The organism is Flaviramulus basaltis (assembly GCF_900114265.1).
GTDB lineage: Bacteria > Bacteroidota > Bacteroidia > Flavobacteriales > Flavobacteriaceae > Flaviramulus > Flaviramulus basaltis.
The window spans coordinates 175,356-196,489 of record NZ_FPKV01000003.1; the positions used below are offsets into that span (position 1 = coordinate 175,356).

Below are 21,134 nucleotides of genomic sequence, written 5' to 3' on the forward strand. Positions count from 1 at the left end.
TTTTGTTACTGCTTTGCGTCTGTTCTTTCAAATTTTTCTCTAAATTCTGAAGGTGTTGATTTTTTAGCTTTTTTAAATTGTCTATTAAAATGAGTAATATTATTATAACCACATTTAAAACTAATTTCGCCAATACTCATGTCTGTCTCAATTAGCCACCTTGAGGCAAAACTTAAACGCGTGTCATTTACGTATTCTACAAATGTTTTTCCTGTGCGTTTTTTTATAAACCGGTTAAAGGAAACAGGGCTCATGTTTATTAACTCAGAAATTTCTGAAAGCGAGATTTTTCGTGTAAAATTTTCTTGAATAAATTCGTATACTTTTTTAATTCTAATACTGTTTTCATATTCACCATCAACATTAGAACTACTAGAGGAAAGTAGCCTTTGGCTTTTTGAAACTGCCATTTCTTGCAGAATATTTAAAAACTTAATAAATTCATCAACAGTGTCTATTTTAGTTAATGTTATAATTTTAGGCATTAGTTTTTTTGATGTTTCTTTCGAGAATTTTATGCCATGATTAGCTCGCTTAAACATGTCATTAATCTCATTAAACATTCTAAGTGAAAGTAGTTTTTCATCAAAAATACTATCATTAAACTGAAAAGTCATTTCATAAATTGGAGTGTTCTTGCAATTATGATTTTCCCAACCATGTTTTACATAAGAGCCAACTAGCACAAGATCTATATTACTTAATTCTTCAACACTATCTCCTACAACTCTGAGTACACCTTTTCCGTTTAAAATGAAATTTAGTTCATATTCAGGGTGAAAGTGTATAGGGAAATCAAATTTCTCCTTTACCCTATTAATTACCAAAAAACCATTGTCAGGCTCTAATAGTGTTATTTCTCTATTTATTGTCCTACTCATAAACTTTTATGTTTACTATAGTTATTTTTTAAAGAGTTTAATCGTATTTGTATGAGTTTATTTTCTTTTTGAAATATTTTCCGTGTCTTGATGGTTTATAAGTTTTCCAATCTTCAAATAATCTTGGAGCCCATTCTCCATCAAAAACCCATACAACATAAGAGATTTCTTTATCGTCACAATAATTTGTTATGGCATCACCATAAGATTCATCGCTAATTACAGGTATATGTGCACCTGGGTCCTCTGGTCCGCAAAAACCAATTTCAGTAAGTATTAAAGGGTATTTATCTTTAACAAAACCCCAATCTTTTGTCCATTTGTCTTTCCAAGGTTTTTCTCTTTTTTGTGGATAAGGATGATCTACATATGCAATTCCTTCTGCATTAATTGGGTTTTCTCTAACGGGTGTTAAATCGTATGCCCAATTAAAACCAGCTACTAACGGAATACCTTCACCTCCATTTGCTCTAATAATAGTTATTAACTCTTCATTTATTTTTTTCCATTCTTCCCAAGTTGCAGTACCCAAGGTATTATTGAAGGTTGTAGGTTCATTAAATAATTCATAAAAAGCAACTGTGGTATTTTTACCATATTTGGCAGCAATAGTTCTCCAAAAATCATAGGTTTCCTTTAAAGTTGTATCATACATGTCGTTTTGGTACATTTCTGTTTGTAAGTTACCTATGCTGTGCCAATCTATGATAACATATAAATTGAGTTCAGTGGCCCATTTTATACCATCGTCTAGTAGTTTAAAATAGTTTTCTTTTCCTCTTTTTACCCAGGCTGTTGGGTGTACGGGAAAGCGAACAATATTAGCGCCCCAATTTTTTATTTCTTTAAAGTAAGATTTGTCCCAATGTCCTTGTGTTTCTAATTTATCTGGGTCACTAGTATTGTAACCTCTAAATACAATTGTCTTTCCGTTTTCAAAAACAAAATCATTTTCATTAACTAAAATTTTTTCTAATTTGCTTTGAGAAAATGCTGTAGTTAAAAACAAACCACAAATCACTAATGTGAATTTTACTTTAAAATTTTTCATAATTTACTGAAACTTAATTTTATGATAATGTATCATTTATAGCAAGTTATTTCATTATAAATTAATCTAAAAATAAAACGTAAGAATTGATTAAATTTCAAGTGAAAATGACAAAATTGTATATGAATTCTTGTTTTTTGTACTCTATGATTTACATGAAAATGTAGTTTAAGAGGTTTTATGTAGATTTTAATTTCCTAATTAATTATTAGTTTGTATTAAACGAAACTTTTAAAAAATTAATAATATAATTCACCTTTTATATACACATCCTCAATTAAATTTGATCCAAACGCATAAGGAAGATAGGCATATGAATTAATAGGTTTAGTTAATATTAAATTGGCAACTTTTCCTGTTGATATTGATCCCATTTCTTTTTCTAATCCCATAGCATAGGCACCATTAATTGTGGCAGCATTAATAGCTTCTTTAGGGGTCATTTTCATTTTTATACAAGCTGTTGAAACTACAAAATTCATATTGCCAGATGGTGTAGATCCTGGGTTATAATCTGTAGCTAAAGCTAAAGGTAAACCAGCGTCAATCATTTTTCGCGCTGGTGTGTAAGGAATACTTAAAAAATAAGAACAACTAGGTAATGCTACTGGCATGGTTAAAGTTCCTTTTAAAGCCATAATATCTTCTTCTCTCATTTCTTCAAGATGATCTACAGATAATGCATCAAACTTTATTCCTGCTTGTACGCCACCTATTGAATTAAATTGATTGACATGTATTTTTGGGATAAGTCCATATTTTTTACCGGCTTCTAAAATGAGTTCGGTATCATCAACTGAAAAGTATCCTGTTTCACAAAAGACATCAACATATTCAGCTAGATTTTCTTTATCCACTTTTGGTATTAACTCATCAATAACTAGCTGTAAAAAATCAGCTTTATTGTTTTTATACTCTTCTGGTAAAGCATGTGCTGCTAGAAGTGTAGATTTAATTCTAATCGGGTAATTTTCTTTTAACCGTTTTATTACTCGAAGCATTTTTAATTCGGCTTCTACAGTTAGACCGTAGCCAGATTTTATTTCAATAGCTCCTGTGCCTAATTTTATTACTTCTTCTAAACGAGTTTTGCTTTGTTGGTATAAGTCTTGTTCTGAAGTTTCTTGTAATTTTTTCGCTGAATTTAATATACCTCCACCATTGTTGGCTATTTCTTTATAGGTTAATCCATTTATTCTGTCTACAAATTCACCTTCACGATTTCCTGCATAAACAATATGTGTATGAGAATCACACCACGCAGGTAATATAAGCTTACCTGTTGCATCAATTACATTTTCAAACTTAGAAGTTGGGCAATTAGCCATGGAGCCGAAATCTGAAATTAGTCCATTTTTAACAACCAAAAAAGCGTTTTTGATAGTTGGTAGCTCTTTCATGTTAGAACCTGAAACAAATGAAATAGGTTCTGTTCGAACTTGAACTAATTCTTTAATGTTTTTAAAAAGTGTGGTCATTAAAAAAGGTCTTTTAATAATTCATCTGCAACTAAGTTAGGCAAAGTAACTTTAAGATTAGGTGAGCGTTTCATTTCTCTTTTTATAGCGAATATGGCTTCATCATTTCTTGCCCAACTTCTACGAGCAATACCATTATTTACATCATAAAAAAGCATATTTTTTAAACGGGCTTCTGCTTCTTTTGTTCCGTCTAGTAGCATGCCAAAACCACCATTTATAACTTCACCCCAGCCAACACCACCACCATTATGGATGGATACCCAAGTGGCGCCTCTAAAGCTATCGCCAATAACATTATGAATAGCCATGTCTGCTGTAAATTTACTTCCGTCGTAAATGTTAGATGTTTCTCTGTATGGAGAATCTGTTCCGCTAACATCATGATGATCTCTACCTAATACGATAGGTCCAATCTTTCCTTTTGAAACAGCATTGTTAAAAGCTTGAGCAATTTTGACTCTTCCTTCTGCATCTGCATATAAAATACGGGCTTGCGAGCCGACAACCATTTTATTCTTTTTAGCATCCTTTATCCAAGTGATGTTGTCTTGCATTTGCAGTTGAATTTCTTCTGGTGAATTTTCCATAATTTCCTGTAAAACAACTGCAGCAATTTCGTCGGTTTTATCTAAATCTTCAGGTTTTCCAGAAGTACAAACCCAACGAAAAGGACCAAAACCATAATCGAAACACATGGGCCCTAAAATATCCTGAACATAAGATGGGTATTTAAAATCGATATTATTTTCAGCCATAACATCTGCTCCAGCTCTTGAGGCTTCTAATAAAAAGGCGTTTCCATAATCGAAAAAATACGTTCCTTTTGCTGTGTGGTTATTTATTGCAGTAGCATGTCGCCTTAGTGTTTCTTGTACTTTTTGTTTGAAAACTTCAGGTTTCTCACGAATTAATTGGTTAGATTCTTCGTAGGAAATATCAACCGGATAATAGCCTCCTGTCCAAGGAATGTGCAGAGAAGTTTGATCTGAACCTACGTGAATAAAAATGTTTTCTTCATCAAAACGTTCCCAAACATCAACTATGTTTCCAATAAAAGCTATTGAAACGACTTCGTTATTTTTTTGAGCTTGTTTTACTCTAGAAATTAACTCCTCCATAGAATCAATTAAAACATCAACCCAACCTTGTTCGTAACGTTTTGTGGCAGCTTTAGGATTAATTTCTGCAGCAATGGTAATACAACTAGCAATATTTCCTGCTTTTGGTTGTGCGCCACTCATACCTCCTAAACCCGCAGTTAAAAATATTTTCCCGTTAGGTGATTCATTTTTTTGTAAAATCTTTCTGAAAGCATTCATTACAGTAATGGTTGTACCGTGAACAATACCTTGCGGGCCAATGTACATAAACGAACCGGCAGTCATTTGACCATATTGTGTAACACCGAGTGCATTAAATTTTTCCCAATCATCGGGCTGAGAATAGTTAGGAATCATCATGCCATTAGTAACAACAACTCGCGGAGCATTTTTTGACGAAGGAAATAAACCCATAGGATGACCAGAATACATATGTAATGTTTGCTCATCTGTCATGATTGCTAAATATTGCATGGTAATTAAATACTGTGCCCAATTTTGAAATACAGCACCATTACCGCCATAAGTAATGAGTTCTTCTGGATGTTGTGCCACAGCAGGATTCAAATTGTTTTGAATCATTAGCATAATTGCTGCGGCTTGATTAGATTTTGAAGGATATTGGTCTATTGGTCTTGCATAAATATCATAAACCGGTTTAAATCTGTACATATAGATCCTACCGTAATCTTTTAATTCTTGTGCAAACTCTATAGCCAATGCTTCATGCCATTCTTTAGGGAAATAACGAAGTGCATTTCTAATAGCTAGCTGTTTTTCTTCAATAGATAAAATATCCTTTCTTTTAGGTGCTCTATTTGCTTTATTAGGATATTCTTTTTTAAGTGGTAATTCTGAAGGAATTCCTAGTAATATTTGCTCTTGAAATGTCATTCTTAAATTTTATTTAACTACAAAAGATTGATTGATTACCAAGTTAATCATATTATCAATATCAGGTTTTAAAACTCTGTCGTCTTCAAGTTTTTTGACTTTATTTCTTATGATTTTGAAATTTTCTTCTACTATTTTTGAAAAGGTGTGAGGCCTTCTGAATTCTAAAGCTTGAGCAGCATACATAAGTTCAATAGCTAGTATTTTATCTAAATTACCTAATATTTGGTTGAATTTTCTACCCGAAATACTTCCCATCGACACATGATCTTCTTGCCCTAATGATGTAGGAATACTATCTGCAGAAGGAGGGAAGCATAAAGATTTATTTTCGGTTACTAAAGCTGCTGTTGTGTACTGCGGAATCATAAAACCAGAATTTAAGCCACCACCAGTTGTTAATAACCGAGGTAAACCATACTTGCCTTCTATGAGTAAATAGCATCTTCTGTCTGCAATATTACCTAATTCTGATGCGGCAATTGAAGCATAATCTAAAGCCATAGCTAAAGGTTGACCATGAAAGTTTCCGCCAGAAATAGCTACAGTATCACTTAAAACGATAGGATTATCTGTAACCGAGTTCATTTCTATTTCAGCCAATTCTTTTAAATGATAAAACGCATTTCTTGAAGCGCCATGAACTTGCGGAATACAGCGCATAGAGTATGGGTCTTGAACACGTTCGCAATTTTCATGAGACATAATATTCTCAGAATCTTTAAAAAGCATACGCATGCGTTTAGCTACTTTTAAATTTCCTTTAAAAGGTCTAATAGTATGTAATGCTTCTTTAAATGGTGAAGCACTTCCTTTATAACCTTCTATGCTCATGGCGCCAGCTAAGTCAGCTAAATCGAGTAAATAATTCATTTTATTTAGACCTAAAATAGCATGCGCTAAAATAAATTGAGTACCGTTTATTAATGCTAATCCTTCTTTTGCTTGTAATTTAATGGCTTTTAAGTTATGCTTTTTAAGAACGTTTTTTGCATTTACTATTTTGTTTTCAATCCAAAATTCGCCTTCACCAATTAATGGTAAAAATAAATGTGATAAAGGTGCTAAGTCTCCTGAAGCTCCAACCGATCCTTGCTCGGGAACAACCGGAAGTAAATCATTTTCAATAAAATAAAGAATACGTTTTATAACTTCTAAACGAATACCAGAAAAACCTAAGCATAAAGCGTGAACTTTGCATATCATCATAATTTTTGATAAACGCTTATCAATTGGGTTTCCAACGCCTACAGCATGTGTTATTAGTAAATTTTCTTGAAGTTTATTGGTTTCCTCTGGTGTTATTTGGACATCACATAAAGGTCCAAACCCTGTATTTATACCATAAATAGCCTTGTTAGACTTCGCCATTTTTTCAACTCTATTTCTGCTTTCGTTTACTTTTAAAACAGCACTTTCATTAAGTTCAGTTTTTAGTTTTCCATTAGAAATATTAATGACCTTGTTAACAGTAAGTTTATCTATTCCATATTTAAACATCAATAATCAATGTATTAATTATTATAAATACAAAGTTATGTTTATTTTTAATGACTTTTGTTTTAATCCGAAAGCCTATGCGATTAAAGTGTTTCTGATTTGTTTAGAAATAAATACAGAAATGTCTAGGAAAGCTTTTATTTGAGGAGGGTAATTGCTTAATAATTAAGTTAAAGAACCCAATTTTTATAAAACCATTTCCTTGTAAGAAATAATAGTTTCAAAACCTTTTTCTTTAAAATAATTGGCTGGATTTATTTTGGAAGTAACTAATATAAAATCGCCACCCCAAGCACCAAGACTTTTGATGCAGCCTTCAAAATCATCAAACAAAAGATTTTTTACAGGAGTTTGTTTTGTGATTTTAGAAATGATGGTTTCATGCGTGTTTATTAAGTTATCAAAATCTTCTAAAGTTTTACAAATAATCATTTTTTTTGTAATGTCTTCAATTTCTTTAATAGCAGATTTTGAATCTTGTTTATTTGCATGATAATGTTTAATACCCTCTCGACTATTTTGTTTTTTATTTAAATGAATAAAATATAAATGGTCTTTAAAAGTGGGATTGAAATCAATTTCTTTAGCTATTGGCTTATCATTTTTAATTTGATAAGTAATAGGATGGTTATGCTTTGCACATGCAATGTCATAACCACTTCCTCCAAAAGTTTTTTCTAAAAGTTGGTAAGCATCAACATTTGCCCATTGTGCTATATTATTTATTAATGTTGATGAGGTGCCTAGGCCCCAATTATTAGGAAAATCTAATTTGGTAGTAACTTTAAAACCTGTTTTCGTATTTAAAAAATTTGAGTTTAATTGTTTCGCTGCATTTAAAATTTGAATAAGTCTTTCTGCAATGTCACTGTTAGGAGTGTGCGATGTAGTAATCTCATCAATTTTGAATATTTCCTCAAACCATACATCTCCCTTTTCATCTAAACTTTTCCAAATAATTTTGGGTTCAGCTATATTTTCAACAATTAAAGATTGGCCATGTTTTGTTGGAACAGCAAATGACAATGCACCATCAAGTACAACATATTCTCCTGTCAATAATAATTTCCCGTTGCTGTAAAATGTACTCACTATTAATTTTTTACTCTTAAGTTATTAATAGCTTCGGTTACAGCGCTATGCGTAACCGTGTTGTTTTTAAAGTACTCAGTTAAAGTTTGTTTTTCAAAATCACTAGCTTCAAACTGGTTTAAAATATTCATTAAATGCATTTTCATATGGCCTTCTTGAATACCAGTTGTTGTTAACGAACGAAGTGCGGCAAAATTTTGTGCTAAACCTGCTACTGCTACAATTTGCATGAGTTCTTTAGCCGAAGGTTTATGTAATAATTCTAACGATAATTTCACTAAAGGGTGTAAGCCTGTTAATCCACCAACAGTTCCTAGTGCTAATGGGATTTCCATCCAAAAAGTGAAAATGCCATTTTCAACTTTAGCATGTGATAAACTACTATATTTTCCACGTCTTGATGCATATGCGTGTACTCCAGCTTCAACGGCTCTAAAATCGTTTCCTGTAGCTAAAATAACAGCATCAATACCATTCATAATACCTTTATTGTGAGTTACTGCGCGATAAGGTTCAACTTCAGCAATATTTACAGCTTGCACAAATTTATTAGCAAAAGTTTCACCCAAAATAGAGCCATTTTCGCTTAAATCCTCAACTTTACAACTAACTTCGGCACGCACTAAACAATTAGGAACATAGTTAGATAGAATACTCATTATAATATCAATTTGTTTTTCTTCATCAGAAAACAAACCAAATACTAATGCTTCACTTTTAAAAGTTTTAGCAAACTGCTCTAAACATGAGTTTATAAAATTAGCGCCCATAGCATCAAGCGTTTCAAATGATGCATGAAGTTGGTAATAATTTTCTATATCTTCTGTTTTGTCTCGTAATTTTATATCAATAATACCACCACCACGTTTTTTCATGTTTTTGGTGATAGTTTCTGTGTCTTTAAAAAGTTTAGATTTTACACTAATAAAAAACTGTTTTAATTTTTCAAAATCACCTTTATAAGTAAAATGAACCTGACCAATTTTTGTAGTAGAAATTACTGTTGTTTTAAATCCGCCTCTATCTAACCAAAACTTTGCAGATTTACTGGCTGCAGCAACTACAGAGCTTTCTTCAATAGCCATTGGTATGGTATATAATTTTCCGTTTATTGAAAAATTGGGTGCTACACCAAATGGTAAATAATAGTTTGTTATGGTGTTTTCAATAAACTCATCATGAAGTTGTTGCAGTTTTTCGCTACTATTCCAATATTGTTTCAAAATGCGTGTAGCATCTTCAGCATTAGAAAAATAGGTGTCAACAATCCAATCAATTTTTTTTGATTTAGACAGTTTGGAAAAACCAGAAATAGATTTACTCATAACATGTTAATTTGCAGAGCAAAGATACTATTCTTGGTGTGAATAATAAATATCTTAATTCTAAACTGAATTATTTAAGTGTTAATGTTGGTGGTTTTTTACATAATTTTTAGTAAACTTGACACCCTTTTAAGAATTAAATAGTTTTTTTAATGAAATACCTAAAAATCTCTTTTTGCGTTTGCCTTTTTTTATCTACAATTTTAACGGCTCAAACAAAAAAGATCACACTTGAAGACATTTGGAGCAACGGCACTTTTAGAACAGAAGGCATGGATGTTTTGCATTCTATGGCTAATGGACAACAGTATTCTGTTTTAAATTTTGATAGAGCTACAAGAAGCACTTCTATAGATATTTATGATTATAAAACCTTGAAAAAGGTTGAAACTTTGGTAAGTTCTACTAATCTTGATGATGTACCATACTTTACAGATTATACTTTTAGTACCGATGAGAATAAAGTGATTTTGGCAACAAATGAAAAATCAATTTATCGTCGTTCTTCTTTAGGAAATTATTATGTGTATAATGTTAACACGCAATCTTTATCCTTAATTTCAGAAGAAAAAATTCAAGAGCCAACATTTTCGCCAAACGGAAAATATGTTGCTTATGGTTTTGATAATAATTTATATGTTAAAGATTTAGACGCTGATAAAATTTCACAAATAACATTTGATGGAAAGAAAAATGAAATTATTAATGGCATTACCGATTGGGTTTATGAAGAAGAATTCGCATTTGTTCGTGCTTTTGATTGGAATGTAGATAGTGATAAAATAGCCTTTATTCGTTTTGATGAAACCAATGTGCCAGAATTTTCTATGGATGTTTATGGTGAAGGTCTTTACCAAACCCAACAAGTTTTTAAATACCCAAAGGCAGGTGAAGCTAATTCTGTAGTATCTCTTCATATATATGATTTGAAATCTAAAAAGGCAGACGAAGTAAAAGTTGATAAGGCATACAACGATTTTTATATTCCGCGTATTGAATGGACTAATAATCCTGATGTTTTAAGTGCTCAATACATGAATAGACATCAAAGTGAATTGGATTTGTGGATGATAAATGCTAAAAACAATACGTCTAATTTAGTTTTAGCTGAAAAAGATAAAGCCTATATAGATGTAACAGATAACTTAACTTTTTTAAAGGACAATAGCTTTATTTGGACCAGTGAAAAAGATGGGTTTAATCATATTTACCATTATAATAAAGATGGAAAGCTGATTAATCAAATTACAAAAGGAAATTGGGAAGTGACTAATTATTATGGTTATGATGAGAAAAATAATACTATTTTCTATCAATCTGTTGAAAACGGTTCTATAAATAGAGATGTATATTCCATAAAATTAAATGGTCGCAACAAAACCAGACTCACAAAAAGTGAAGGAACAAACAATGCTGCTTTTAGTGCCGATTTTTCATATTTTATTAATACATTTTCAAGTGCTACAACCCCACCAGAATATACTTTAAATAGTGCGTCTTCTGGGAATTTAATTAAAAGTATAAAAGATAACGATGTGTTATCGCAAAGTCTTTCAGATTATAAAACATCAAAAAAAGAATTTAGTACCATTCATGTTAATGGTAACGATTTAAATATGTGGATGATTAAACCTGCTGATTTTGATGAGAGCAAACAGTATCCACTATTCATGTACCAATATTCAGGTCCAGGCTCTCAGCAAGTAGCCAATCAATGGAATAGTGCTAACGATTATTGGTTTCAGTATTTAGCGCAACAAGGTTATATTATTGCATGTGTTGATGGAAGAGGAACAGGGTTTAAAGGAGCAGAATTTAAAAAAGTAACCCAAAATGAATTAGGTAAGTATGAGGTTGAAGACCAAATTCAAGCCGGAAAACAATTAGGAGAATTACCTTATATTGATGCAAGTAGAATAGGTATTTGGGGTTGGAGTTATGGTGGTTTTATGAGTAGTAATGTTTTATTTAAGGGTAATGATGTTTTTAAAATGGCTATTGCAGTAGCACCAGTAAGTAGCTGGCGTTTTTATGATAGTATTTATACAGAGCGTTACATGGCTACGCCACAAGAAAACGCGAGTGGTTATGATGATAATTCACCAATAAACCATGTAGATAAATTAAAGGGCGATTTTCTTTTGGTACACGGATCTGCTGATGATAACGTACATTTGCAAAATACCATGCGTTTGGCAGAAGCTTTAATTCAAGCCGATAAGCAGTTTGATTGGGCAATTTATCCAGACAAGAATCATGGTATTTATGGAGGGAATACAAGACTTCATTTATACAAAAAAATGACTCATTTTATCAATGAAAAACTAGGTGATAAAATAGAGAAACAAGAAGAAAGCAAACAAAAAGAAGAAGTTAAAATTAAAGGGTGAACTAAATTACTAACTAAATAATAATTATATATGGCAGCTACTACTGTATTAAAACCACATCAAAAAGAACTTTTTGGACAACCAATAGGACTATATATTTTATTTTTAACCGAAATGTGGGAGCGTTTTTCTTACTATGGCATGCGTGCATTATTGGTTTTATACATGACAACTTCAACACTTGGAGACGATGCTAGAGGAGCTGGTTTAGGATGGACTAGTAAAGAGGCATTAGCGCTTTACGGTTGGTATACTATGCTAGTTTATGTAATGTCTATTCCAGGAGGTATGATAGCTGATAAATTAATTGGACAAAAAAAGGCTGTTCTTTTTGGAGCAATAATATTGTGTATAGGTCACGGGGTTTTAGTAATGACAGATATTTGGGCGTTTTATACAGGTTTAGGTTTGGTTATTTTAGGTGTAGGTTTATTAAAGCCTAATATATCTACAATGGTTGGAGGTTTATACAAACAAGGAGATATAAGAAGAGATAAAGGATTTAGTATTTTTTATATAGGTATTAACTTAGGGTCTTTACTTGCAACTATGATTGTTGGAGGTGTTGTAGCAAAATGGGGTTGGCATGCAGGATTTGGTCTTGCAGGTATTGTTATGCTTTTAGGCTTGATTAATTATATTGCTGGCCAAAAATATTTAACTCAAGTTGGCAATTTTGTTCCAAGCACTAATGATGAAAATGATGTGTCCTATGGTAAATTATATTCAAGATTATTTACTTCACCTAAACAATTATTATATGCGGGGGCTTTATTAATAGCTTCTATTGTTGGATGGTATTTTATGGATTGGGGTTATGGTATGTTATTTCTTTTCTTAACAGCAATTGCAGCTTTATTAATGATGATTTATAAAGAATTAGAAACTCAAGTTTATAAAGATCGATTTATGGTATTATTATTATCATTTATTATGGTAATAATATTTTGGGGAGCTTTTGAACAAGCTGGTGGATTAATGAATTTATATACCGATACAAAAACTGATAGAAACCTTTTTGGATGGTTTGAAATACCAACAGTAATGTACCAAAGTTTAAATGCTGGTTTTATTATATTATTTGCAACTCTAGTAGCTAGTATATGGGCAAAACGAAAATTAAAAGGAAAAGAGGCTTCTTCATTATTTAAAATGGCTTTGGGTATTATTATCATGGGCTTTGGTTTTTTGTTTATGGTATTTGCAGCTATGCAGTTTGAGAAATCGGGAACATCTAGTATGATTTGGCTTGTGTTGGCTTACTTTTTTCATACAATTGGTGAGTTATGTATATCTCCAGTGGCATTATCTTTTATTACTAAATTAGCTCCTGCGAAATATGCGTCTTTAATGATGGGGGTTTACTTTGCAGCAACTGGATTAGGTAATAAAGTAGCAGGTATTGTAGGTGAGTCTGCTTCTGAATTTGGAGAACTTACTATATTTTCAGGAATAGTTATTTTTACAGTTATAGTTGGCATATTATTTATAATGATTTTAAAACCCTTAAAAAGGTTAACTCATGGTGTTGAAGAAAGTGAGCGTATGATGCATTCAGACGAAACTGAAGGTTTTGAATTAGCAGATAATTAAAATTTATCAACCCTCTATATAAGGGTTTCCTTTATTGTAACTAACCATTAAATATTCTTTTCATGAATACAGACATTGAAAACCTTTTTAAAGATAAGGTTATAGGGCATCCAGCAGGATTATTTGTTATATTTTTTACAGAAATGTGGGAGCGTTTTTCATTTTATGGAATGAAAATTCTCTTAGTTTTATTTTTAACAGCCCCATTTTTAAGTGATAATCCTGGTTGGGAGTGGTCGCGCGAAAATGCCTTGGCTTTAATAGGAACGTATTCTTCTTTATTATACTTAACTCCAATTGTTGGTGGTTATATAGCAGATAAAATAACAGGTTATAAATGGGCAGTAATTATTGGTTGTTTTATTATGATGTTGGGACATTTATCAATGGTATTTGAAACAACTTGGTCACTATACTTAGGATTAGCATTGCTAATAATTGGGACAGGTTTTTTTAAACCTAATATGACTTCTATGATTTCTGAAATGTACAAGGGGAAAGAGTCTAAAAAAGATGGAGCTTACACTATTTACTATATGGGAGTAAACGCAGGCGCATTTTTTGGAATGATGTTATGTGGTTATTTAGCTGAAAATATTGGTTGGAGTTATGGTTTTGGTTTAGCAGGAATTTTTATGCTTGGTGGTTTAATTCAGTTTTGGTTAGCCAAGGATTTATTTGGACAAATAGGAGAGAAGCCTTCAAAAGTTTATGAGGTTGAATTGCCTCAAAACATAAACGAAGAACATCCAAAAGAGCATGATACAAATGCCACTAATGAAAAGTTAAACCCATTTACTTCATTAGATAAAATATTAATAGTTTTATCGGCTTTAGGTGGACTTTTATATTTATTTAACGACCCATTGTCAAAAATTGGAAACATAAATTTATTGCCATTCAATTTAGGCGGTTTAGATGGGTCGAATGCTACAATTTTAATAGCATTAGTCTTGTTTTTATATCTTATAATTTCAAGGATGTCAAGATATAATCCAGTAGTTAGAGATAAAATTATAGCAGTTTCGATTTTTGGAATATTTACAGTATTTTTCTTTGGTGCTTTTGAGCAGTCTTTGGGATCTATGACGCTTTTTGCAAGAGATTATACTTCAAGAGATTTAGCAGGGAATTCAGCTTTAATATTCAAAATTATTGACACGATTCTAACAATCGTACCATTAGCTATTATTACATGGGTATTGTATTTGTTATTCAAAAAAACATATTCAAAAATCCCGTATTCTAATATTATATTAGGGCTCACATTTTTGTTTTTATGGTATATCGTATATTATAAAGTTAATAATGAATTTAGTAAAGAAACGACTGAAGTTGGTGCTTCATGGTTTGGAATTTTAAATTCATTTTTCATTATTACATTGGCACCTTTATTCTCAAAATGGTGGGAAAGTAAATACAACCCAAGTGTTGCCATGAAATATGGTATCGGTTTAATTTTACTAGGTTTAGGTTTTGGTATTTTAGTATTTGGTACAATGGGAATTCCCCAAGGAGCTAAAACTGCTTCTGTGAGTATGATATTTTTAATTTTGGCTTATTTATTTCATACTATGGGTGAGTTATGTATTTCACCTGTTGGTCTTTCTTATTTAAGTAAATTGGTGCCAGGTAGAATGATAGGTTTTATGTTTGGAATATGGTACTTGGCTATAGCTATTGGTCAAAAAGCAGCTGGAACTATGGGAGGAATGATTGATAAAATAACAGAACAATATTCATTAAGTACATTTTTCTTAATATTTACATTAGTTCCTATCGGTATTGGACTAGTTTCAATGTTATTAAATCCAATATTGAAAAAACTCATGCACGGTGTGCGTTAATCGAAAAAATAGTTAAAAATATTCAAAATGCTCCAAATTTGGAGCATTTTTTGTAAGTTCGGAACACCTTTTGTAACCAATATAATCATGAAAAAAATAACCTACATATTACTTTTAGCTATTTTAGTTAGCGCTAATAGTACTTCCCAAGAAATTAATTGGGTATCGTTTCAAGAGGCCTTAGAACTTCAAAAGAAAAGTCCAAAAAAAATCATGATGGATATTTACACCAATTGGTGTGGGCCATGTAAAATGTTAGACAAGAATACGTTTCAAAATATAGAAGTATCAGATTATGTAAATAAGCATTTTTATGCGGTAAAGTTTAATGGAGAAGGCAATGACTTTATAAATTATAAAGAGCAATCGTTTTCTAATCCTAATTATAATCCAGCAAATGAAAAACGTCGCAATTCTGCACATGATTTAGCTAGATATTTGCAAATTAATGCTTACCCAACTATAGTGTTTTTTGATGAAAATGGAGATGTTATAACACCGCTTAGAGGTTATCAAACACCAAACCAGTTAGAGCTTTATTTAAAAATGTTTAAAAAAGACGATCATAAAAATATTAAAAGTCAAGAAGAATTTAATGCTTATTATAATGCTTTTAAAGCAGAGTTTAAGAGTTAAATTATAACGTGTTTTGTTTTAAGAATAATAAAAATTAATTAATGAAAAAGATATTATTTATATTTTTAATGACTGTTTTAACATCGGCTAATAGTGTTGCCCAAGAAAAACTAACTTGGCATACAGACATGAATAAGGCCTTTGAAATTGCTAGTAAAGAAAATAAAATATTGTTATTGTTTTTTACAGGTTCAGATTGGTGTGGATGGTGTATTAGATTGCAAAACGAGGTTCTTAAAACTTCCGATTTTGAAAAATGGGCAAAAGATAATGTGGTTTTGGTGGAGTTAGATTTTCCTAGAAAAACACAACAAGAAGCAACAATAAAGTCTCAGAATTCCCAAATGCAAAAGATGTTTCAGGTAAGAGGTTATCCAACAGTATATTTTGCAAAACCAGAAAAGACAGCTGAAGGAAAAAAGAATTTAAACACTCTAGGCAGTACAGGATATGTTAGAGGTGGTGCTGAAAAATGGTTGGAAGTTGCAAATAATATTGTAAAGAATAATTAGCACATTACTTAATAATCTATAATATAAGCTCCCTTTTTACTAGTTTGATGAAAAGGGAGTTTTCTTTTTTTACAAATAGCTTCCCAACGCTCAATATAAGATTTATAATTACTTCCATCAGCTATAATGTACTTGGGTTTTAAAGAATCTATTAAACGATTCAAATTTATTTTTGGTGATTGCCTAAGTAAAATATAATCAGGTTTAAACGATTTTATATTGTAAACGCCCAAACTATCTATAACCAAAAGGTTTTTATTGTTAAGTAGATAAATATGTTGAATCCTATTTTCTTCAATAGAACTAATATAATTTCCAACTGTATAATCCTTAATGATATTATTGGTGGATTTTGTTAAGCTGTCAAAATCATGAGCGACTATAATTTTATTGTTATAGGTATTTCCTAAAAGGCTGTTTCTACTTTTATGAAACACAACAAATTCATTGGAAGGTTTATTGTATTTAGTATAAATGAACGTAGTTTGAATAATTAAAACAGAAATTAAAAAGTATTTTAAGTTTGAATGATTCCTTTTAATCCAAAGACGAATAAGTGAAACTAATAACAAATACGAAACAAAAACGTATAAAATACTAAAAGGAATGTTTTTAAATAAAAAGGATTCTTGAAGAGAAACCCAACCCACAAAATCATTCATTAAGCTAATAATATATCCGTAAATACTTGCGATAAAATTTGGAAGTATATTTAATGCAGCAAGAAGAATAACAATGATTCCAAAACCTAAAATGATTCCTAAAAAAGGAATGATAAGCAAATTTGAGACAAAGAATAAACTCGGAAATTGATGAAAATAAAATAAGCTAACAGGAATAATTCCAAATTGAGCCGAAATAGTTATGGTAAACGTATGCCAGAATTTATCTAAAACCCAATATTTTGGTTTCCAAAGTTTATATAAATATGGATCTATAGCTACAATAGCAAAAACCGCCAAATAACTTAATTGAAAACCAACATCAAATAAAAAAAGTGGTTTAAAAAGTAAGATAACAAACATAGAAATGGCTAATGTGTTATAAATATTGGTAGGTCTTTTTAAATTTAAAGCGATAGTTACAATGCTAAACATAGTCACTGCTCTAGTTACCGATGCCGATAAACCTGCTATTAAAGCAAAACTCCATAAAATACTTACAAGTAAAATTGTTTTAATAAACTTACCATATTTTAAACGTTCTAACGGTTTAAAAATAAAAGTTAGAATAATTAAAATAATACCTACATGTAAACCTGAAACTGCTAGAATATGAATAGCGCCAGCATTGGTATAACTCGTGTAAACCTCTTCACTTATATCTTGTTTTTGCCCCAGTAAAAGTGCGTTTATAATGGCTAATTCATGTGGTTTGAAGTTATAAGGTTCTAACTTTTTGTTGATGAATTCGCGAATGTTGCTTGCTATACCAAAAAAGGTATGTGTGTTTGTACTAATTTTTAATAGAGATTCATTTGTAATAAAGAGTTGATGATAAATGTATTTTTTCTCTAGGTAGTTTTTATAATCAAATTGATTTGGATTTAATGGGTGAATGAAGTCTTTAAATTTTGTTTTACTTATAATAATATCATCTACTTTTAATACAGGTTTTGTTGAATCTTTTTCAATGTTTAAAAGCGATTTCCCACTTACTTTATTTTTATTAATTTGTAAAATATCAATCACATATTTATCATAATAATTACCAGGTTTTAAAACTTCTCTAATTCTAAAAGATACCGTTTTTAAGGAATCATTTTCTAATGAAATTTGATGTATGTAATGGTTTGAAAAGTTTTTTTGATTATGAATATTAGTGGTTAGAATTCCTGCAGATATCATTATTAAAAAAGCTAGTAAGCCAAACCAAATGGTTTTATTAAAGTGCTTTTTTGCAATTAAATAAAAGATAAATAGAAGTACTAAAAGCGCTAAAGTTATGATTAGAGATGTCTTTAACGGTATAGTAACAAAATGACCAATTACAATACCAATAATAAGGTAGAAAGTAAATTTAATTATTGTGAAATTGAGTAGTCTCATACTCACGTAAGATATAAAATATCTTACAAAATCCTACGAGCCTCTGTAAATGCTTTTAGCCAATAAGTTTCGTTTAACCATGATGTCATAACGCCTTTGCTAGTTGTAGCGTGTATGAATTCGATATTATTATCTCTTATGGAAATAATTAAACCAACATGGTTTATGGAGTTTCTTCTATTTCCTGTTTTAAAGAAAAGCAAATCACCTGTGTTAACATTCTTTAAAGAGATTTTATCACCTTGCTTTGCCATATCTCTAGAAATTCTAGGTAATATAACATCGTAAGCTCTAAAAGATTCGTAAACTAAACCAGAGCAATCCATTCCTGATGTTGTAGTGCCACCCCATTTATAGCGAACACCTTCAAATTGTTTAGCATAATCTATAATATATTCTGCTCTAGATTTGGAAGTTTCTTCTTCTATGGAAGCTTCATTTTTAATATTCTCTGAGTTTTCAACTAAAAGGTCTTCTTTATTTTTTTTAGTGATAATTTCTCTTGAAGATGGGTTTTTGTTTTTAGCTCGTTTTGAAGATTTACAACTGCTAAAACTTAAAAATAATACAATTATGAAAACTATTTTTTTCATCTAAAAAATTAAGATTGAATAGATTTATAAATTAGGTTAGCAGTTTTTTCACTAGCACCTTTTCCGCCTAATTTCTTTTCTAATTCGTAATAATCTAAAAATATTTTTTTGCGTATTTTTGGATCCAAAATAGCGTCTAATTCTAGTTTGAGATTCTTTTTATTAAAATCATTTTGAATAAGCTCAGTAACTACTTCTTTATCCATAACTAAATTTACCAATGAGATAAACTTTAAAGTAATGATGCGTTTTGCTATTTGATAAGAAATAGTGCTTCCTTTATAGCAAACTACTTGTGGTACTTTAAATAAAGCAGTTTCAAGAGTTGCTGTGCCAGAGGTTACCAAAGCTGCAGTTGAAATACTTAGTAAATCATACGTTTTATTAGAAATAAATTTAACATTATATGATTTTATAAAAGTTTCATAAAAACTATAATCTTGACTAGGTGCGCCTGCAATTACAAATTGATAATCGGGATAGTTGTCAACCAAACTAAGCATTACCGAAAGCATTTTGGTGATTTCTTGTTTTCTACTTCCCGGTAGTAATGCAATTATAGGTTTGCTACTAAGTTCATGTTTTTCTCTAAATTTAAATTCACCAACTTGGTCTCTATTAGCTATAGCGTCAATTAAAGGGTGTCCAACAAAAGTAGCATCGTAACCATGCTTTTTATAAAAAGGTTCTACAAAAGGCAAAATAACATACATAGCATCAATATCGCGTTTTATAGCCTTTACTCTATTTGCTCTTGAAGCCCAAACTTGTGGTGAAATATAATAATTGGTCTTAAAACCTTCTTGTTTAGCCCATTTAGCGATGCGAAGATTAAACCCTGAATTATCAATGAAAACAATAACATCTGGATTAAATTTTTTGATGTCTTCTTTACAAAAAGAAATGTCTTTAAATATTTTTGAGAGATTCATGATTACCTCAATAAAGCCCATAAAAGCACGCTCTTTGTAATGTTTTACTAAATTACCGCCAACAGCTTGCATAAGATCGCCACCCCAAAATCTAATATTTGCATTTGCATCTACTTTTTGCAATGCTTTCATTAGGTTTGAGCCATGTAAATCTCCTGATGCTTCGCCAGCAATAATGTAATATTTCATTGTTTAGAAAAGTTTAAATACAAAAGTAAAAACAGCAATAAAAACAGTAATTAATAACACGCCTCTTGCTCTGTAATCTTGTTTTTTTCTAATAAAAATAAAAAAAGCTATTAAGTTTAAAATGGCTCCTAAGCTTATTAGTTTTCCTAAAAAACCTTCATTAGAAGCAGCTTTAATAACGGTTGTGAAATCATCTCCTTTTCCTAATAAAGTAGCAGTTAAAAATAAACCAATTGCATTAGCTATTAATCCAACTAACATGCCTATAAAAATGTCTTTTTTAATCATTTAAATTCCAAGTATTTAATTCTTTTATAAAATGGTGCGCTGTTAAATCAAATTGTATTGGTACTACCGAAACATAATTATTTTCTAAAGCCCATTCATCGGTATCTTCACCACCATCTAAATTAACAAATTTACCCGAAAGCCAATAATAATCTTTTCCTTGTGGGTTTTTTCGTTTATCAAATTCTTCAACCCAGTTGGCTTTAGCTTGTCTAGAAATTTTAATGCCTTTTATGTTTTCTTTTAAAATATTAGGAACATTTACATTTAAAACAATACCATCTGGTAAACCTTCTTTTAAAACCTTTTTTGCTATAGTTTTAACAAAGGATTTTGATGCTTCAAAATTAGCATTCCATGTATAATCTAGTAAAGAGAAACCAATGGCAGGAATGCCTTCAATACCAGCTTCTACTGCAGCACTCATAGTCCCAGAATAAATAACATTTATGGATGAGTTTGAGCCGTGATTAATACCAGAAACACAAAGGTCGGGCTTTCTGTCTAGAATTTCTCTAATAGCTAGCTTTACGCAATCTGCAGGTGTGCCAGAACAACTATATTCTTTTTGCGGCCCATCATTAACAAAAACTTGTTCAGCATAAAGTGTAGAATTTAATGTAATAGCATGTCCCATGCCACTTTGTGGACTGTCTGGTGCGACAACAACTACATCGCCAAGGGTATTCATAACACTAATTAAAGTCCTGATACCCGGTGCGTTAATTCCGTCATCATTAGTAACTAATATAAGAGGTTTCTTTGTCATGTTTATTCTTGAA

17 protein-coding genes are annotated in these 21,134 nt (G+C 30.9%); 5 read left to right on the forward strand and 12 right to left on the reverse strand.

The features are described from left to right. Nucleotides 1-5: 5 nt before the first annotated feature. The 7 genes from BT151_RS13070 to BT151_RS13100 all read right to left on the reverse strand — a co-directional run bounded on the left by BT151_RS13070 (nt 6) and on the right by BT151_RS13100 (nt 9,324). Complete coding sequence (locus tag BT151_RS13070) at nt 6-881, reverse strand: AraC family transcriptional regulator (protein WP_072402793.1); 876 nt, start codon at nt 879-881, stop codon at nt 6-8. Between the two features lie 37 nt (nt 882-918). Then, nucleotides 919-1,932, reverse strand: coding sequence for a glycoside hydrolase family 5 protein (locus tag BT151_RS13075; RefSeq protein ID WP_072402794.1), 1,014 nt, complete (start codon nt 1,930-1,932; stop codon nt 919-921). A gap of 239 nt (nt 1,933-2,171) precedes the next feature. Continuing rightward, a complete protein-coding gene (hutI, locus tag BT151_RS13080) occupies nt 2,172-3,410 on the reverse strand; it encodes an imidazolonepropionase (protein ID WP_072402795.1) in 1,239 nt (412 codons plus the stop codon). Then, on the reverse strand, nt 3,410-5,407 hold the full coding sequence (locus BT151_RS13085; protein WP_072402796.1) for a urocanate hydratase: 1,998 nt from the start codon (nt 5,405-5,407) through the stop codon (nt 3,410-3,412). The genes hutI and BT151_RS13085 overlap by 1 nt, the downstream gene beginning before the upstream one ends. 9 nt (nt 5,408-5,416) lie before the next feature. Next, complete coding sequence (hutH, locus tag BT151_RS13090; protein ID WP_216231116.1) at nt 5,417-6,907, reverse strand: histidine ammonia-lyase; 1,491 nt, start codon at nt 6,905-6,907, stop codon at nt 5,417-5,419. 186 nt (nt 6,908-7,093) lie between these two features. Continuing rightward, nucleotides 7,094-7,999: a GYDIA family GHMP kinase gene (locus BT151_RS13095; RefSeq protein ID WP_072402798.1), complete on the reverse strand. Its 906-nt coding sequence runs from the start codon at nt 7,997-7,999 to the stop codon at nt 7,094-7,096. A gap of 2 nt (nt 8,000-8,001) precedes the next feature. Further along, nucleotides 8,002-9,324 carry a hydroxymethylglutaryl-CoA reductase, degradative gene (locus BT151_RS13100; protein WP_072402799.1) on the reverse strand — a complete coding sequence of 441 codons (1,323 nt, stop codon included), beginning with the start codon at nt 9,322-9,324 and terminating at the stop codon, nt 8,002-8,004. A 152-nt stretch (nt 9,325-9,476) separates the two neighbouring features. On the opposite strand from BT151_RS13100, the gene BT151_RS13105 reads away from it, so the two are divergent. From BT151_RS13105 to BT151_RS13125, 5 genes are all read left to right on the forward strand, one after another. Beyond that, nucleotides 9,477-11,714 (forward strand): S9 family peptidase, encoded by a 2,238-nt coding sequence (locus BT151_RS13105; protein ID WP_072402800.1) that lies wholly within the window; start codon nt 9,477-9,479, stop codon nt 11,712-11,714. Nucleotides 11,715-11,744: 30 nt separating this feature from the next. Beyond that, entirely contained in the window at nt 11,745-13,307 is a 1,563-nt protein-coding gene (locus tag BT151_RS13110) for a peptide MFS transporter (RefSeq protein WP_072402801.1), read from the forward strand. Between the two features lie 62 nt (nt 13,308-13,369). Beyond that, complete coding sequence (locus BT151_RS13115; protein ID WP_072402802.1) at nt 13,370-15,154, forward strand: peptide MFS transporter; 1,785 nt, start codon at nt 13,370-13,372, stop codon at nt 15,152-15,154. An 87-nt stretch (nt 15,155-15,241) separates the two neighbouring features. Further along, nucleotides 15,242-15,790 carry a thioredoxin family protein gene (locus BT151_RS13120; RefSeq protein WP_143144312.1) on the forward strand — a complete coding sequence of 183 codons (549 nt, stop codon included), beginning with the start codon at nt 15,242-15,244 and terminating at the stop codon, nt 15,788-15,790. 41 nt (nt 15,791-15,831) lie between these two features. Next, nucleotides 15,832-16,302 carry a thioredoxin family protein gene (locus tag BT151_RS13125; RefSeq protein ID WP_072402803.1) on the forward strand — a complete coding sequence of 157 codons (471 nt, stop codon included), beginning with the start codon at nt 15,832-15,834 and terminating at the stop codon, nt 16,300-16,302. Nucleotides 16,303-16,310: 8 nt separating this feature from the next. On the opposite strand, the gene BT151_RS13130 is transcribed toward BT151_RS13125, so the two are convergent. The 5 genes from BT151_RS13130 to surE are packed head-to-tail and all read right to left on the reverse strand — an operon-like array spanning nt 16,311 to nt 21,121. After that, nucleotides 16,311-18,350, reverse strand: a complete 2,040-nt coding sequence (locus BT151_RS13130; protein ID WP_072402804.1) for a ComEC/Rec2 family competence protein — start codon at nt 18,348-18,350, stop codon at nt 16,311-16,313. A 23-nt stretch (nt 18,351-18,373) separates the two neighbouring features. After that, a complete protein-coding gene (locus BT151_RS13135) occupies nt 18,374-18,943 on the reverse strand; it encodes a C40 family peptidase (protein ID WP_072402805.1) in 570 nt (189 codons plus the stop codon). 8 nt (nt 18,944-18,951) lie between these two features. After that, nucleotides 18,952-20,064, reverse strand: coding sequence for a lipid-A-disaccharide synthase (lpxB, locus tag BT151_RS13140; RefSeq protein ID WP_072402806.1), 1,113 nt, complete (start codon nt 20,062-20,064; stop codon nt 18,952-18,954). 3 nt (nt 20,065-20,067) lie between these two features. Continuing rightward, nucleotides 20,068-20,352: a hypothetical protein gene (locus tag BT151_RS13145; RefSeq protein WP_072402807.1), complete on the reverse strand. Its 285-nt coding sequence runs from the start codon at nt 20,350-20,352 to the stop codon at nt 20,068-20,070. Then, complete coding sequence (gene surE / locus BT151_RS13150) at nt 20,345-21,121, reverse strand: 5'/3'-nucleotidase SurE (RefSeq protein WP_072403164.1); 777 nt, start codon at nt 21,119-21,121, stop codon at nt 20,345-20,347. Before surE ends, BT151_RS13145 begins: the two co-directional genes overlap by 8 nt. Nucleotides 21,122-21,134: the final 13 nt, after the last annotated feature.